13 protein-coding genes and 3 pseudogenes are annotated in these 15879 nt (G+C 70.0%); 11 read left to right on the top strand and 5 right to left on the bottom strand.

What is annotated here, in order from left to right; translation table 11 throughout:
- The first annotated feature begins 56 nt into the window (after positions 1–56).
- From OG524_RS00585 to OG524_RS00545, 9 genes and pseudogenes are all read left to right on the top strand, one after another.
- Positions 57–956 (top strand): ABC transporter ATP-binding protein, encoded by a 900-nt coding sequence (locus OG524_RS00585; RefSeq protein WP_405392974.1) that lies wholly within the window; start codon positions 57–59, stop codon positions 954–956.
- Positions 953–1936, top strand: a complete 984-nt coding sequence (locus tag OG524_RS00580; protein WP_405392975.1) for an ABC transporter substrate-binding protein — start codon at positions 953–955, stop codon at positions 1934–1936. The genes OG524_RS00585 and OG524_RS00580 overlap by 4 nt, the downstream gene beginning before the upstream one ends.
- Positions 1937–1942: 6 nt before the next feature.
- Entirely contained in the window at positions 1943–4009 is a 2067-nt protein-coding gene (locus tag OG524_RS00575) for an iron ABC transporter permease (RefSeq protein ID WP_405808517.1), read from the top strand.
- Positions 4010–4128: 119 nt separating this feature from the next.
- Positions 4129–4613 (top strand): annotated as a pseudogene (locus OG524_RS00570) (oligopeptide/dipeptide ABC transporter ATP-binding protein); the annotation flags it as partial.
- Positions 4606–5299: pseudogene (locus OG524_RS00565) on the top strand (ABC transporter ATP-binding protein). The pseudogenes OG524_RS00570 and OG524_RS00565, both read left to right, overlap by 8 nt.
- An 85-nt stretch (positions 5300–5384) precedes the next feature.
- Positions 5385–6224, top strand: a complete 840-nt coding sequence (locus tag OG524_RS00560; RefSeq protein ID WP_405808515.1) for an alpha/beta fold hydrolase — start codon at positions 5385–5387, stop codon at positions 6222–6224.
- Positions 6225–6246: 22 nt separating this feature from the next.
- Positions 6247–6780, top strand: a complete 534-nt coding sequence (locus OG524_RS00555) for a TetR/AcrR family transcriptional regulator (RefSeq protein WP_405812409.1) — start codon at positions 6247–6249, stop codon at positions 6778–6780.
- A 157-nt stretch (positions 6781–6937) separates the two neighbouring features.
- A pseudogene (locus OG524_RS00550) lies at positions 6938–7342 on the top strand (alpha/beta fold hydrolase); the annotation flags it as partial.
- 19 nt (positions 7343–7361) lie between these two features.
- On the top strand, positions 7362–7940 hold the full coding sequence (locus tag OG524_RS00545; RefSeq protein WP_405808513.1) for a dihydrofolate reductase family protein: 579 nt from the start codon (positions 7362–7364) through the stop codon (positions 7938–7940).
- A gap of 135 nt (positions 7941–8075) precedes the next feature.
- On the opposite strand, the gene OG524_RS00540 is transcribed toward OG524_RS00545, so the two are convergent.
- The gene (locus OG524_RS00540; protein ID WP_405392978.1) at positions 8076–9023 is read right to left on the bottom strand and encodes a MerR family transcriptional regulator; all 948 of its coding nucleotides are present in this window, start codon (positions 9021–9023) and stop codon (positions 8076–8078) included.
- Positions 9024–9158: 135 nt separating this feature from the next.
- Here OG524_RS00540 and OG524_RS00535 point away from each other — a divergent pair, with 135 nt between their 5' ends.
- Positions 9159–10703 carry an alpha/beta fold hydrolase gene (locus OG524_RS00535; protein ID WP_405808510.1) on the top strand — a complete coding sequence of 515 codons (1545 nt, stop codon included), beginning with the start codon at positions 9159–9161 and terminating at the stop codon, positions 10701–10703.
- Positions 10704–10760: 57 nt separating this feature from the next.
- Here OG524_RS00535 and OG524_RS00530 read toward each other — a convergent pair whose 3' ends face one another.
- Complete coding sequence (locus OG524_RS00530) at positions 10761–11540, bottom strand: alpha/beta fold hydrolase (RefSeq protein ID WP_405808508.1); 780 nt, start codon at positions 11538–11540, stop codon at positions 10761–10763.
- A 14-nt stretch (positions 11541–11554) separates the two neighbouring features.
- A complete protein-coding gene (locus tag OG524_RS00525) occupies positions 11555–12292 on the bottom strand; it encodes a class I SAM-dependent methyltransferase (protein ID WP_405808506.1) in 738 nt (245 codons plus the stop codon).
- Between the two features lie 93 nt (positions 12293–12385).
- Here OG524_RS00525 and OG524_RS00520 point away from each other — a divergent pair, with 93 nt between their 5' ends.
- Positions 12386–12874, top strand: coding sequence for a hypothetical protein (locus OG524_RS00520; protein WP_405392982.1), 489 nt, complete (start codon positions 12386–12388; stop codon positions 12872–12874).
- Between the two features lie 717 nt (positions 12875–13591).
- Here OG524_RS00520 and OG524_RS00515 read toward each other — a convergent pair.
- Positions 13592–14308: a DUF6461 domain-containing protein gene (locus tag OG524_RS00515; RefSeq protein WP_405392983.1), complete on the bottom strand. Its 717-nt coding sequence runs from the start codon at positions 14306–14308 to the stop codon at positions 13592–13594.
- A gap of 49 nt (positions 14309–14357) precedes the next feature.
- Positions 14358–14708: a hypothetical protein gene (locus OG524_RS00510; protein ID WP_405808504.1), complete on the bottom strand. Its 351-nt coding sequence runs from the start codon at positions 14706–14708 to the stop codon at positions 14358–14360.
- Positions 14709–15879: the final 1171 nt, after the last annotated feature.

Raw genomic sequence — 15879 nt, 5'->3', positions numbered from 1 at the left:
CACCCGACGCCAGGGGCCGTTCACAGGCGGCCTAAGGTTAGGCTAGCCTAATCGACATGAGAGCTGGTGAGAGCACTTCCGGTGCCTTGGATGCCCCGGTGGCTACCGGTGTGCCACGTACGCGTGGTCACGGACTGTCCGCCGCCGGGGTGAGCGTGTCGTACGGCCGGGTCGACGTCGTACACGAGGCGGCGATCGCCCTGCGGCCCGCCGAGGTGACCGTCCTCGTGGGCCCCAACGGCAGCGGCAAGTCGACGCTGCTGCGGACCCTCGCCCGGCTGCAGTCCGCACGTACGGGTTCGCTCACCGTCGACGCGGGAACGGACGAGGCCACCGACGGCTTCGCCCTCGGAGCCCGCGAGTTCGCGCAGCGCGTCGCGCTCCTGACACAGTCCCGGTCGACACCGGGCGGGCTCACCGTCCGGGACGTGGTCGACTTCGGCCGCTACCCCTACCGGGGCCGCTGGGGCCGTTCCGACCCCCGCGGCACCGCCGCGGTGGACCGGGCGCTCGGCCTCACCGGTGTCACCGACCTGGCCGGGCGGGGCGTCGAACAGCTCTCCGGCGGTCAGCTCCAGCGCGTCTGGCTCGCGAGCTGCCTCGCCCAGGAGACAGGCGTCCTCCTCCTGGACGAACCGACCACCTACCTCGACCTGCGCTATCAGGTCGAACTCCTCGACCTGATACGCGACCTGGCCGACGACCACAAGATCGCTGTCGGCGTCGTCCTCCACGACCTCGACCAGGCGGCGGCCGTCGCCGACCGGGTCGCCCTGCTCCACGCCGGACGCATCGTCGCCGACGGTGTGCCCGAAGACGTGTTCACACCGGAGCTGCTGTCGGATGTCTACGGCATCCGCATCGACATCGGCACCGATCCCTCGACCGGCCGGTTGCGCACCCGCGCGATCGGCAGACACCACGCCAGATCCGAAAGGCTCAGCACCTCCTCATGAGACGCCACCTCCTCACCACGGCCGCCGTCGCCGTCGCCGCCCTCTCCCTGGCCGCATGCGGGACCACGGAGCCCTCCTCCGAGGACTCCGCGGCGTCCGGCAAGACGGCCGAGAAGATCACCCTCACCGATGACACCGGCACCAAGGTGACCCTCGACGGCCCCGCGAAGAAGGTCGTCGCCACCGAGTGGAACGTGGTCGAGGACCTGATCACCCTCGGCGTCGCCCCCGTCGGTGTCGCGGACGTCAAGGGATACACCGCGTGGAACACCGCGGCCCCGCTCACCGGTGACCCCAAGGACATCGGAACCCGTGGCGAGCCGAGCATCGACACCGTCGCCGCCCTCGCACCCGACCTCGTCGTCGCCACCACCGACCTCTCGCCCGCCGTGGTGAAGCAGCTCCGCAAGGTCGCTCCCGTCCTGGAGATCACGGCCGCCGACGCCGCCGACCAGATCGGCACGATGACGGAGAGCCTCGACCTCATCGCGAAGGCCACCGGCACGACGGACAAGGCGGACGCCGCGAAGAAGGACTTCGAGGCGAGTGTCGCCGAGGGCAAGAAGGCCCTTGAGGGCGCCGGACTCGGCGGCGCCGAGATCGCCTCCGCCGACGGCTACGTCGCGTCCAACCAGGTCTCCATCCGCGCCTACACCGGCGGTTCCCTCCTCGGCGCCGTCAACGAGAGGCTCGGTCTGAAGAACGCCTGGACCATCGAGGGCGACGAGAGCTACGGCCTCGCCACCACCGACGTCGAGGGCCTCACCGGCCTCGGCGACGTCCACTTCCCGTACGTCGCGAACGACGCCGACGGTGACGCGTTCGCCGGCCCCCTCGCGAAGAACGCCGTCTGGAAGTCGCTCCCCTTCGTCAAGGACGGCAACGTGTACCGGCTGCCCGACGGCGTCTGGATGTTCGGTGGCCCCCGCTCGATGGAGGCGTACATCGACTCCCTCGTCGACGCCCTGACGAAGAAGTAGTCCGCCGTGGCCGTCATCGACAAGACCGCGGTCGGCAGTGACCGCACCGCCGCGGCCACGACAGGCGCGGTCGCCGTGACGGCCACGCTCGTGCTGCTCGTCGCGGTACTCGCCGCCGTCGACATCACCCAGGGCACCGCCGACGTCGGCGCGGCGGAGGTCTGGAGCGCGCTCACCGGTGAGGCCGGGGCGGGGGACGCCTCCGTCGTCGTCGCGTCCCGGCTGCCGAGGATGGTCGCCGCCGTCCTCGTCGGGCTGGCGCTCGGCACGGCCGGCGCGGCCCTCCAGGCGGTCAGCCGCAACGTGCTCGCCTCACCGGACACCCTCGCGGTGAACGCCGGCTCCTACCTGGCGCTCGGCGTGGTCGCCGTGACCGGAACCACCCTTCCGCTCCTGGCCTCGTCCGGCGCCGCGTTCGTCGGCGGACTCGCCGCCGCGGCGGTCGTGCTCGGACTGTCCGGGCTCGGCAAGGGCACCGTCCGGCTGGTCCTCGCGGGCAGTGCGCTCGCGCTGGGACTGAACGCGGTGACCGAAGCACTGCTGCTCCTCTTCCCCCAGCAGACCGAGGGCCTCTACCGGTGGGGCCAGGGAGGCATCGGCCAGAACGGCTTCGACGGTGTCGTCCAGATGGCCCCGGTCGTCGCCGTCGGCCTCGTCGGACTGCTCCTCGTCGCCCGCCGCGTCGACGCCCTGGCCCTGGGCGACGACGCCGCCCGGGGGCTGGGCGTACCCGTCCGCGGGACCCGGATCACCACCGTCGTCCTCGCCACCCTGCTCGCCGCGGCGGCCGTCACGCTCGCCGGCCCGATCGGCTTCGTCGGCCTCTGCGCGCCCGCGCTCGTACGACCCCTCACCCGCCGGTTCCGAGGGCTCGTCCGGTCACGGGTGAGCCTGCCCGTCGCCGGTCTCGTGGGCGCCGCGCTCGTCCTCGGCTCGGACGTGCTGCTGCGGGCGATCGTGCCCGCCGACACCGCCGTCGAGGTACCGACCGGCGTCGTCACGACCGTCGTCGGCGGCGCGTTCCTCGTCGTCATGGCGCTCCGGACGCGGGACACCGCCTCCGCGGACGCGCCGGACCGGCTGCGGATCCCGGGGCGCACGGCGTTCATCACCACCGTGGTCGTCCTCGCCGTCGTCCTCGTCGGTGTGATGATCGCGGCGGTGCTCCTCGGAGACTCGAAACTGCTGCTCGGTGACGTCGTCAACTGGGCGCAGGGCCGGGCCGGCCGAGTCGTCACGTTCGTCCTCGACACCCGGGTGCCCCGGGTGACGGCCGCGCTCCTCGCCGGTGCCGCGCTGGCCCTGTCCGGCACCCTGGTGCAGGCCGTGACCCGGAACCCGCTCGCGGAGCCGGGCGTCCTGGGTGTCTCCGGGGGCGCGGGTCTCGGCGCGGTCCTGCTCGTCACCACCGTGCAGGCACCCGGCTCGTGGGAGGTCGCGGGTGCGGCGTTCGGCGGGGCGGCCGTGGCCGCGGCGATCGTCTTCGGACTGGCCGCGCGGGGCGGATTCCGGCAGAACGGGCTGGTCCTGCTCGGGGTCGGCGTGTCCTCCGCCGCGGCGGCGCTGATCAGCCTCGTCATCGTGCTCAGCGACCCGTTCGACACGACGAAGGCGCTCACCTGGCTGTCCGGTTCGACGTACGGGCGGAACATGCCCGACGTGCTGCCGGTCGCGGTGGTCCTCGCCGCCGGCATCGTCGTGGCGGTCGTACGCCGCCGGGAACTGGACCTCGTAGCCCTCGACGAGGACACCCCGAGGCTCCTCGGCCTCGGCCTCACCCGGGCACGCTTCGGCCTCCTCGTCGTCGCGGTCCTGCTCAGTGCCACCGCCGTGGCGGCGGCCGGCACCATCGGCTTCGTCGGCCTGGTGGCACCCCACGCGGCACGCGCCCTCGTCGGCCGACGGCACGTACGCGTGGTCCCGGTCGCGCTCCTGCTCGGGGCCGTGCTGGTCTGCTTCGCGGACCTCGCCGGCCGCACGGTGATCGCCCCTGCCCAGCTGGGCGCCGGCCTGATGACGGCCGTCATCGGCGCCCCGTACTTCGTGTACCTGCTGGTCCGCACGCGACGCTGATACGGAGGCGGGGCGGGCACGGCCACAGAACCGGAAGCCCGCCCCGCCGCCGGCAAGGGCTCCTTCGCACCTGCCGCGCCTCAGCGGCACCTGATGCCCGTAGCGTCCGATCGGCTTCGCAGCCCGTCGGCGACCTGCTGCCGGCCGACGAACCCACGTCCGGGCTCGACCGCGACCTGGTCGAGCGCACAGTCGACGAACTTCGACGGCACGTCGACACCCCCGCCGGTACGGGCGTGCCCACCCCCACGACGGCACCGGACGCGCCCTGCTGATGATCACCCACGACCTCATGGCGGCGGAACGCATCGCGGACAAGGTGGCCGTCATGTACGCCGGACGACTCGTCGAACCTGCCGACGCGAAGGCCTTCTTCGGCACACCCGGACCCAGCCACCCCTGCAGCGGGGGCCTGTTGAACGCCCTTCCCGACCGGGGCTTCACGCCAACACCCGGAATGCCACCCGAACTCGGCGGCCTGCCCGCGGGCTGCGATTTCGCCGTCCGCTGCGCGAGTGCCACCGACACCTGCGCGCGCCGACCGCCGCCGACGGGCTCCGTCGCCTGTCACCATCCCTGCCTACCGGAGGGCATCCGTGCTTGAACTGCGGGCCATCACCGCCGGATACGACCGCCGGTCCCCCGTCGTACGCGATGTCTCCCTGACCGTCCAGCCGGGCGAGGCCGTCGGCCTGCTCGGTCCCAGCGGCTGCGGCAAGTCCACCCTGGGCCGGGTCGTGGCCCTGCCGCACCGCCCCGGCTCCGGCACCCTCCCGCTGGACGGCGAGCCCGTCCGCAGCCGGCGCCACCACGCACCGCGCGCTCTGCGGACCGCCTTCGGCTCGTCTTCCAGCAGCCCAGGCTTTCCTCCGACCCCCGCCTGCGGCTCGCCGACCTGATCGCCGGACCGCTCCGCGCCACCGGCCGACGGGAGGAGGCCGCCGAACGGGTCGCCGAACTGGCCGCCCCTCTCGGCCTCACCCTGGACCTGCGCGAGGTCAGCGACGGCCAACTCCGGCGCGCCTGCCTCGCCCACGCCCCCGGTGGCTGATCTGCGACGAGGCGACCGCGATGCTGGACGCGTCCACCACCGCCGCGCTCGTCGAGGCCATCGAGCACTACCGCGCCGCGAGCGGGGCGGGACTGCTCGCCGTCGGGTACGACAGGACACTCCTGCGCCGGTGGTGCGATCGCACGGCGCACCCGGGACACCTGACGGCCGGAGGAGGGCTGCCCCTGACGCCCGGTGCGGGGCCGACCCGCGACGCGATGCTTCGCCGTTCCCCCTGACGATGCCCCGGAGCCATCCGATTGACAGAGTTGGCTAACGTCATTAGCTTATGGCTAACAGGATTAGCCAGGTTGGGAGATGTTCATGACCGAGTACCTTGCCGTCGACGGCGGCACGATCGCATTCGAGGTGGCGGGGTCCGGCCCGCTCATCGTTCTCGCGCACGGCATGGGCGACAGCCGCGCCGCATACCGTGCGATGATTCCGCAACTGATCGCGGCAGGCCACCGGGTCGCCGCGGTCGATCTGCGCGGCTGCGGCGAGTCCGGCGTCGACTGGCCGGCCTGGAGCCGCACCGCCATCGCCGGTGACCTGCTCGCCGTGATCCGTCACCTGGGCGGCGGCCCGGCCGTACTCGTCGGCCACTCGATCTCGGGTGGTGCCGCCACCGTCGCCGCGGCACAGGAGCCCTCTCTGATCAGCGCGGTCGTCGAGTTGGCGCCGTTCACCCGCAAGCAGTCGATCCGCCTCGGTGACCTGCGGGTGAAGCGCTTCCGGCAGGGCATGCTGCGGCTGCTCGGCGCGGGCGCGCTGGGTAGCGTTGCGCTCTGGCGCTCGTACCTCGACGTGGCCTACCCCGGCGCGAAGCCGGCCGACTGGACGGAACGGCTCGGCCGTATCGACTCCCTGCTGCGCGAGCCGGGCCGGATGAAGGCCCTGCAGGCCATGGGCCGGAGCGCGCCGACCGACGCCGGTGCACAGCTCGGCAGCGTCCGCTGCCCGGTCCTGGTCGTGATGGGAACCCTCGACCCCGACTGGGCCGACCCGCACGCGGAGGGCTCCGCGATCGTCGACGCCCTGCCGTCCGGCCTCGGCCGCCTGGAGATGATCGAGGGGGCCGGGCACTACCCGCACGACCAGTTCCCCGACCAGGTCGCGTCGCTCGTGCTCGCCTTCCTCCGATCGGACGCCGCCCGTGCCTAGGGCCGGTCTGGACCCGGCGGCCGTGGTCGCGGCCGGTGCGGCCCTCGCCGACGAGGTGGGCCTCACCAACCTCACCATGGGCATGCTGGCCGAGCGGGTGGGCGTGCGTACCCCGTCCCTGTACAAGCACGTGAGCAGCCAGGAAGACCTCACCCGGCGCATCGCCGCCCTGGCCCTGGGCGAGGCCGCCGACGCCGTCGGCGGCGCGGTGCGGGGGTACACGGGACGCGATGCCCTGGCAGCCGCGGCACAGGCCTTCCGTGCCTTCGTCCTTGAGCACACCGGCCGGTACGCCGCGACGATCGGCGTGGAACCGTCCGGCCCGGACGATCCCCTGGCCACCGAGGGGGAGCGGCTCCTCGGCGCGTTCACGGCGGTCCTGCGCGGCTACGAGATCGCCGAGCCCGATGTGGACCACGCCCTTCGCCTGCTCCGCAGCCTCTGCCACGGCTTCGCCACGCTGCAGGCGGGCAACGGCTTCCAGTGGAGCGCCGACGTCGACGAGAGCTTCGAGTGGCTGATCACCTTCGCCGACCGGGGCCTGCGCGCCATGTGAGCGTATGCGGCCGTGCCGACCGCTGAACGCCACCACGGGTCGGCACGGCCGCATACGCCCCACGGTGTGCCCACCCCGGCACCCCCGCCACGTGGCGGCCGTCCGGGGCCCGGCGCAGACTGGGCAGGGACTACGGCAGTCCGGAAGGGCTGGGACCATGGGCGACTACGCTGACCTTCCTGGTGTCAGGACGTGGTACGAGACCGAGGGAACCGGCGATCCGCCGGTCCTGCTGCACGGCGGCTTCTGCACCAACGACACGTGGGGTGCGCGCAGCGCGCGGACCTGGCCGCCGCCTACCGTGTACTGCTGCCCGAGCGGCGCGCGCACGGACACACCCCTGACGTCCCAGGCCGCTCCCGTACCAGGACATGGCCGACGACACCGTGGCCTTCCTGGAAACGGTCGTGGGAGAACGGGCGCATCTGGTGGGCTGTGCGACGGGGGCGTCGTCGCGCTGCTCGTCGCCATCGCGCGGCCCGACCTGGTCCGCAAGGCCGTGGTGATCGGGGCCAACTTCCGTCCCTCTCCCGAGTGTTTCGTCGAACCCGCGATGCTCGACGAGAGGCGAGGAGGGCATGATGACCGCCACCTACACCTTCGACGTCTTTTCCAGCCTCGACGGCTACGGCGCCGCCGGCGGCAACTGGACCGGCTACTGGGGCAAGCAAGGCCCGGAGCTGCTCGACCACCGCCTCGCCCTGTACGGCGATGAACAGCGGATGATCTTCGGGGCCAACACCTATCGGGTGTTCGCGCAGATGCTCGCATCGAGCACCGACGAGTCCGAGGTGCGTGACCCGTGGGTCACACGGATGAGGAGTCTTCCGGCAACGGTGGTGTCGACCACCCTGGAAGGTCCCCTCGACTGGCCGGACGCGACTGTCGCGAACGGCGATGCCGTGGACGTCGTCGCCCGGCTCAAGAGGGAGTCCGACGTACCGCTGCGCTCGCACGGCAGCCTGTCGATGAACCGGGCGCTGATGGCCGCCGGGCTGGTCGACCGCGTCCAGGTGACGCTCTTCCCCGTGATCACCGGCCGGACCGGGCTGGATCCGATCTTCCGTGGTGCGGCCGATTTCGACCTTGAGCTGATCGAGCACCGGACGCTCGACGGCCGCGTCCAAGAGCTCGTCTACCGGCCCACCCTGCACGTCTGAGCCCGTACGGAAACCCGCACCCGGCGCAGCGGCCGAGTCCGCCGTTCCCGAATGTCGCGTAGGCCCCCGTGAAGATGACGAGCGCCGGTCAGGCCCGCGCCGCTTGGAGGTGCGGACGGCCGGGGGCAGGGGACTTCAGGCCGCCGCGGCCGTCTGCGCGCCCAGTGCCGCGAACAGCCAGTCGTGCGCGGACCCGGGGGTCGGTTCCGGCGGACCGCCCGGCGGGGTGATCACCTCGGCGACCAGATCCCAGTAGCGGTCGATGCGCGGATCGGCCGCGAGCTGCCCGACCAGCAGCCGACGGAACGCAGGGGTGTCCCGGCTGCCGTACGAGCTCGCGTACGCGTCCACGAAGCTGTCCAGCTCCTCGCCCGGGCAGGGCGCCCGGCCCCGGCGCACTGGTGTGCCGGCGAGCTCGTACGCCTGAGCCAGACCGGCGTACAGCACAGCCGATGCGCGTGCCCCCGCGCCCTTGTGCGCCTCGGGCTGCGGTCGTTCGGCGCCGGTGCACGGGCGGGTCACGAAGGCGTTCAGCCGGGCGAAGGCGAGGACCTGGGCCGGTTCCGGATCCACGGGCGGCTCGGGGACCGCCGCCTCCAGGAACGCCGCCGTCGCCTCGGCCGGCATCCGCGGCGGCAGCCACGCCCGCCAGAACCGGGCCAGCGGTGCGGTGCTCGGCGGGGCCGCCACCGCACCGATCAGGCGCAGCCGGTCCGCCCGGTCCCCTGGCGGGCACTCCTGTACCAGCCGTAGCCCCGCCTCCCGCCAGCGCAAGGCCCGGAGTTCCGAGCCGAGTTCGCGCAACCGGCCCGCGACGGCGTCCTCCAGCACACTGCCCGCCCCGGCCTCCTCCTCGTCGATGACGCGGTGCACCTCGCGCACCGGCAGACCGAGGGCACGCAGGGATCGGATCAGACGCAGCCTGTCCAGCGCCTCGGGGCCGTACCGGCGATGCCCGCCGGCGCTGCGGGAGGCTTCCGGCAGCAAGCCCCGATCGGAGTAGAAGCGGACGGCCTTGACGGAGACGCCCGCGCGCTCGGCGAGTTCGCCGATGCCGCACAGGCCGTCGGGCGACGTGAACACTTGAACCTCCCTCAGGGGGAGCTCCTAGCGTACCGGCGAGCGGCGACGGGCGGTCGTAGCCGGTCTGCCGACAACGCCGTACCGAGTACCGATTCGCGATGACGAAATCCGATGACGACTGCCGAGGAGAGGCCCATGGCCGTATTCATTCTGGTGTCCGGCATGTTCACCGGCCCACACGTATGGGAGGAGACTGCCGCGCAACTGACGTCGGCTGGGGCCGAGGTACACACCGTGCCCCTCACCGGACTCGGACCGGGGGACAACCGTGGTGTCGCACCGGCCGGCACCGACCTCGGAACCCACATCGCGGACGTGCTCGCGGTGATCGACTCGATCGGCGCCACGGGCGACCAGGGCGGCCAGGGCGGCCAGGAGATCGTGCTGGTCGGCCACGACTACGGCATCCACCCGGCGCTGGGCGCCGCCGACCGGCGTGCTGAGCGCATCGCACGCGTCGTCCACCTGGACTCCGGGAGGCCACAGAACGGCGTTCCCGCCCTGGCCGCGGTCCCCGACCAGTCGCTGCGCGAGGAGTTGGCCGCAGCGGTCGGAACAGACGGCGCCGACGGGGAACTGCCCTCCCCGGCCCGTGACGAGTGGCAGCGCTGGGGCAGCACCTCGGGCATCCCCGACGCGGCGCTGGACCGGCTCACCGCCCTGGCGGTGCCGCAGCCGCTGCGCACCCTGTTCCAACCACTGCGGCTGACCGGCGCGGTGGCCTCGTTGCCCGTCACCGGGGTGCTGTGCAACGGGAACGGCGCGAGCATCGAGATGGTCCAGATGCTGGTGGGCTTCGGTGACCCTGCTCTCCGGGCACTGACCGACCCCGGGGTGACCTTCTTCGAACTCCCCACCGGCCACTGGCCGATGCTGTCCCTCCCCACCGAGCTGGCCCGAGTACTGCTGCGGGCCGCCGCAGGTGAAGGACACCGGCTGGTGGCACCGGGATCCGCTGAACCGCCCGCGCACCTGCGGCCGTTCCTGCTGGACGTCCCCGAGGTCCCCCGCGAGCGGACCGCGAACGTCGACCTGTACCTGCCCGACGCCGATGGACCCCGCCCGGCCGTGGTGTTCGTGCACGGCGGACCGGTGCCCGCCGAAGCCAGGCCGACCCCGCGGGACTGGCCGACGCTGGTGGGGTACGCCAGGTACGCGGCAGGGCAGGGCGTGGTGGGCGTGACCCTCGATCACCGCCTGCACGACATGGCCGACTACAAGCGCGCCGCCGCGGACGTGGCCGCCGCGGTGGACCTGGTCAGGGCCGATCCACGGGTGGACGCGGACCGGGTCGCCCTGTGGTTCTTCTCCGGCGGCGGACTGATCGCGGCGGACTGGCTGAGCTGCCCTCCGACGTGGCTGCGCTGCCTCGCGGCCAGCTATCCGGTCCTGGCACCGCTCCCGGGCCAGGGACCGGTCGACGGCCGCTTCCGCCCGGCGGAGGCGGTTGCGAGCGCGGGCGCCCTGCCTGTCGTGGTCACTCGGGTCGGACGCGAGATGCCCGGGATCGCGGCCACGGTCGAGCAGTTCCTGACCGCGTCCAGGAACTGCGGGGCGGACGTCCGGGTCGTCGACGTGCCGCACGGCCGCCACAGCTTCGAGACCCTGGACAGGACGGAGGAGTCGCGCGAAGCCGTACACCGCGCCATGCGCTCGGTACTGGCCCACCTGAAGGCCTGAACAGAGCGCGTCCATCTCGGCACCGTCACCGCCGCCGCGCTGCTCGTCTGGCTCAGGTCATGACTCCAGGAACGGCATGATGGTGGCCGGCAGGTGAGGATGGGCCAGGATGTCGTAGTGGCTGGCGCCGGGCAGGACGGCCAACTGGGCGCTGGAGCGGCCCGAACCGTCGAACCCGGCATCCCTCAGCCCGCCGCCGAGCAGGGCGAAGAACTCCACCATGTGCGCGGGACGGATGGCATCGGCGTCGCCGAAGACCAGCAGGGTCGACGCGGTGACGGCGGAGATCTCGGCGCTCCAGTCGTAGTCCTGCTGCTTCAGCTCGGCCGTCCTGCCGACCAGCACAGACCAGTCCTGGGGCCTGGGCGCGATCCGGGAGTAGAGCTCGTAGACCGGGGACTGCTTCATCATGTCGGCAGTCTGGGCACTCATCTGGTCCATCGCGGCGATGACTTCCGGGTGCCAGCCGTCCCGCTTGCAGGGCGTGGAGACGACCACGAGCCGGCGCACCGCCTGTGGGTGCTGGATCGCGACCCGCAGTGCGACATCCGCACCCGTGGAGTAGCCCAGCAGGTCGGCCTGCTCGATGCCGAGGTGCTTGATCAGAGCAGCGATGTCGTCCGCCATCAGTTCCGGGCGCAGCGGACGGTCGATGTCCGCGGTGCGCCCGTGACCCTGCAGATCAACCAGGATCACCCTGCGGCTCTCCGACAGTGCCGGTACCAGCGGCGCAAACATCTCTCCCGCTCCCAGCCCGCCGTGCAGCAGGATCAGGGGCTCACCGGAACCATGCTCCTCGAAGTGCAGGGACAGGCCGTTGACCTCTGCGTAGCTCATCGCATCACCTTTCGTCATGATCGCTGCGAGGGGGTAGACCGTAGCGGCCCGTGAAACTCATCGGTCACCCCACAGACAGCGGCCCTAGACCGAAGAGACACGGCCCAGTTCTTGGCCGCCAGCAATTGCAGCTCCTGGAATTGCCGCTTGTCGGTTGGCTTCGGCTCGCAGAGCACCCGGGCGATCTCGCTCACGCCGACATCGCGCAGCAGCCCCGCCAGACAGTCGGGCGACCAGCGATAGGCCGTCATGACCGAGTGGTCGAAGGACTGCGTCGGGATCGCGGAGTCGTCGGTGGCGAAGCAGCTGATCAGCAGGTGGCCCCCAGGGGCCAGGACCCGGGCGAACTCCGCGACCACGGTCGGGAGGTCCTGTGGTGGGATGTGGATGATCGAGGATCGCGAAAGTACCCCGCCCAGCGCGCCGTCCGCGATGTCGAGCGCGGCCATCGAGCCCACCTCGAACCGCAGCTCCGGGTTGGCCTCCCGAGCCAGCCCGATCATCGCGGGCGACGCGTCGACACCGAAGGCACGCAGTCCCAACCGCCCCAGATGAGCGGTGATATGCCCGGGCCCGCAGCCCACATCCGCAACCTCGCCCTCACCACCAGCGCGTACCGACTCGGCGAACGCGGCGAGCAGCGCACGCTCCAGCGGCCGGTCGCGCAGAGTGCCGGTGAAGTGCTGTGCGTAGCGCGTGGCGACGGCGTCGTAGGCATCACGGGTGGCGGGGAGGGAGTCCAGTTCGACCATTTCGGGAATGTAGCGGGTGCCACTGGACATGGGGGCGTTCGGTTCACATGGACGGGGGCGGCTTCGAGCACCGAAGCCTCGTACCGTGGCCCGATGGGGAATGTATTCGGCGGTGGGGAACAGAGTCTGTGCCTGTCCAACGGTGGTACCGAGGTCTTCATCGACGTCCTGATGCTGGCGGTGTCCGAACTCGCGGATGACGAGTGGGACTTCCGCTTCGCAGGCCTTCTGGCGCTGCAGGACCAGAACGTGATGGGACGCGGGTGCGTCGGATTCGACCTGCGGGACATCGCGTGGGGTACCACTTCGAGGCGGCGCGCCAGGTCGAAGGCATTCGTGCTGCGTACGACCGCGCTCGCGTTGAACCGCCACCGCTGGAGCGATCTGGGGTACGACCCTCCTTACGCCCAGCAATACCTGCACCGGTTCCAGGACATGGTCGAGAACTTCGTGCCGACCGGCGACACCGAGCGGACCTATGTCTTTCCTGGCCCTGAGGAGTGTGTGCCGGCTTCGTGTGTGCGGCATCGGATTCTGAGCGCGCTTCCGCACTGGGAGGGTTGTTTCCTGTGTGTGAGGTGAGGGCTCTCAGAGTGTGGTATGCGATCTCATGCCTGGCTTGTCATCGCTCGATGGGGTGACGTTGAGGCATTGTTGCCGCTCAAATGTTCGGAATTCGCTTGGGTGGTGGGATGAGTGGTCGCAAGCCGTACTCGAGTGACGTCTCCGACGCGCAGTGGGCCCCCGTCGAGCCCGTGATCACGGCATGGAAGGCCGGACACCCGGCCTCCAACCCGTATGCCCACCTCGCGCGAGTTGCCCCGCACAAGAGCGCAAGACCGGTCTGTAGGTTGCAGTCGCCGACCCCTTCGGCCCCCCGGAAAAAGCGTGCGGTTGCAAGCCTGCCATCCGCCAGCAGTGCATGCTGGCCCAGGAGCTGACATGCGTTTGCCTGATCCTGCGACATCCGATGCAGCAGCGCCACAATGTCGGTCGGCGCGGCTGGGGGAACAGAGAAGTTCGCGCTCACGGCCGGGACGGTGGAACGATGCCGGTGTCCAGCTGGCATGCAAGGCCCCTCGAACCGGCGAGCAGGCCCCCGCAGCCGCTGCTGTCTTGCGCATCAGGAAGTAGCGGCGTTGCAGTGTTTCTCGCGAGCCACCCAGTACTGGGCATGGTCTCGTCCGTGTGGCTGCGCAGCGCTGCGGGGTTGCGGTGCTTCCAGCAGATGGGCGCCTCGATTGCTGCGCTTGCTCCCTCTGCCGCGGCGGCGCGGAAGGCTTCTGCCCAAGCTCGTCGCTACGGGGCGGGGTCTGGTCCGGTGCCCGCGGAGGGCGGTTGGAGCGTGCCGAGGAGGGCTCCGAGGGGGCGGCGAGGCGGCTGTGGGGCCACTAGGGGTAGGTGCGCGGTACTGCTGCGCGTAGCGGATGTCTCGGGTAGCCAGACTGAGGGCAGTGCCTGACCGACCAGCTCCGGGGTGAGGTGTGCCTGTACCTGGTCGTGAATGGCCTTGAGGGACGATTCGTGCGCGGCTTCGGGCCGATTCGGATCGGCCAGCGCGTTCCGATGGCTTTGAGCAGCATCCCAGAGCGGGTGGTCTTGGTGAGCGCGCAGTGATCCGAAAGAGCCTGGTTCGAAAAGTTCGACGGGCTGTGCCTCTTTCCAGCTCTGGACGATATCCATGCCGTCACCGCCGCTGAGGTAGCTGAGGGCTATGGTGCCCGATGTCAGTCTGGCCAGACCAGAATTGCTCCCCGCCTGGATTCCCCAGGTCTCGAGGCAGAAGGTCCAGCTTCCCAGTGTGCCGAAGCGCAGCAGGCTTCCTGGGTTTGTGTGATCCACCAGATTTTCGGATGTGTTCAGAGTCAACAACGCACATGTTGTTTCCTGTGCGCCGAGCCGCAGCAATATCTCTGCCGGCGAGGTGTCCCGGACGTAGGTCAGGCAGAACGAAGGCAACCCCATCTCGAGAACCGCGCGTTCCGGCGCCATGTCAGGTTCCGGCGACGTATTCACTGGGTCTTCTCCTTTGCGGAAATGGGATGGGGTGGCCGTACTGATTCTGTCAGAAATGCAGATTGGCAGTGAACTTCTCACCGTCAATCACGTGCTGGCTTGAGATGAAACCGCTGTACTTCGCTCCGGCATCCGTGTTCTGCTGGAGCGGTACGTGGGCGCGTATGCAGGGTTCGTTCTTCGTCACAGGCCGCGAGGGATCGAACTCGTAGAAATTCCACGATCCGTTTTCGAGTAGTGGGACGATCTCAGCACACAAGCCGCCATTTGTTCCGCCCTCGTACGTGTCGGCGAAGGGGTACTCGTCGCAGGAGTCCGTCGGCACGAGGCTGTCGTCTCTGACGAACGAAACAGTCGAGCCCTCCTCACACGTGTTGGTTCGGATCGCGAGTTTTGTCATCCAGGCGTGTCGGCGGGCTGTCAGTGGCTCCGGGGTGGTCGCTGAGGTGCAGCTGCGCCCAGGCGTAGCCTGCTGCTGCGGCCCCGTACTTGTCGTCGATGGGAAGATCGAAAAACCGGGCGCACGCTGCTTACGACGCACCCCGTCACAGTGTTCTTCTCCATGGTCTTGTCGCATCGAACCCGACTGAGAGACGACCACACCGCAGGCACCGTGGCCGTTGCGCCACGAGGCGGCGGGGCTGTGAAGGTGTAACTGGGTACGGGGAAGTGTTCGGCACCAGATGCCGGAGAGTCGGTATAAGAGATGATGGACGCCGCACTCGCTCCGGGCGTCATTAGCACCCCGGTGCTCGCCAGAAGAGGGTTGTCTTGCTGAGCAGAGCAGGGTGAGGAACAGTCCGCCGTGAATTTGACGACGGTGCTGGCCAGGGCGCCGCCACCGGAAATCATTGTAATGAGTCCATCTTCCTTCCAGGAGCCCGACCTTGGCTTCAAGGTCGCCTGTCCGGTGAGAATGAAGGTGGCAGTGCTGACTACACCTGTCTTAATGTCGGTGAACGTGGAAACGACGTTCATGTTATAGCAGTATGAAAGCCTCCTCGCGGTCCACGTGTTGGGAACCACGGAACAGCTGGAAACCGTGTTGTCGCCCGATCCCTGGTCCTCTTCATGGGCTGGCTCTCCCAGGACTGAGGATATTCGTGGTGAATGAGGCGCGATGTGCGTGCACAGCACTCCCGGCCCGGCCGTGGAGGACACTGTCCTCGCGGGCATGTCGGAGCAGACGGGGGCAGTTTCCTCGATGGCGGTCGACAGTTGCGGCGCCGCCCGTGCCCTCAACTCGGCTTTCACCTGTGCTGGTGAAAGTGCTCCCAGTAACTTTCCCTTTTCCCAGGGAAGTGGGGCGGCTTGTGCCGCGGAGTTGGCTGTGAGGGTATGTGCAGCACTTAACCCCAGGGTAGTCAGTGCGGTCAAGGTGCGTCGCCCCAGGCGAAACAGAGAAGTCCTCCTGCTGATCTTGAGCGGTGCGGTCGGAGAGACCCTACAACTTGCGACCACTGAGCCAGGGGTGAGGATTCATCTGCGCCAACAGGAAGAGTCAATCGGCGGATTCCCGTGCATCGTCCTTGCGACGAGCCGAGGTTGCAGCCGCAGATCCACGGTCGGCA

The organism is Streptomyces sp. NBC_01520, from assembly GCF_045040375.1.
Classification (GTDB): Bacteria; Actinomycetota; Actinomycetes; order Streptomycetales; family Streptomycetaceae; genus Streptomyces.
The sequence above is the reverse complement of the archived record's forward strand: the minus strand, read 5'-3'. Positions and strand labels throughout refer to the sequence as shown.

Bases quoted from the DNA above. Each gene is read 5' to 3' on its own strand.
- OG524_RS00585 (WP_405392974.1), top strand. From the start codon at position 57: ATGAGAGCTGGTGAGAGCACTTCCGGTGCCTTGGATGCCCCGGTGGCT.
- OG524_RS00580 (WP_405392975.1), top strand. From the start codon at position 953: ATGAGACGCCACCTCCTCACCACGGCCGCCGTCGCCGTCGCCGCCCTC.
- OG524_RS00560 (WP_405808515.1), top strand. From the start codon at position 5,385: ATGACCGAGTACCTTGCCGTCGACGGCGGCACGATCGCATTCGAGGTG.
- OG524_RS00545 (WP_405808513.1), top strand. From the start codon at position 7,362: ATGACCGCCACCTACACCTTCGACGTCTTTTCCAGCCTCGACGGCTAC.
- OG524_RS00535 (WP_405808510.1), top strand. From the start codon at position 9,159: ATGGCCGTATTCATTCTGGTGTCCGGCATGTTCACCGGCCCACACGTA.
- OG524_RS00530 (WP_405808508.1), bottom strand. From the start codon at position 11,540: ATGAGCTACGCAGAGGTCAACGGCCTGTCCCTGCACTTCGAGGAGCAT.
- OG524_RS00525 (WP_405808506.1), bottom strand. From the start codon at position 12,292: ATGGTCGAACTGGACTCCCTCCCCGCCACCCGTGATGCCTACGACGCC.
- OG524_RS00520 (WP_405392982.1), top strand. From the start codon at position 12,386: ATGGGGAATGTATTCGGCGGTGGGGAACAGAGTCTGTGCCTGTCCAAC.
- OG524_RS00510 (WP_405808504.1), bottom strand. From the start codon at position 14,708: ATGACAAAACTCGCGATCCGAACCAACACGTGTGAGGAGGGCTCGACT.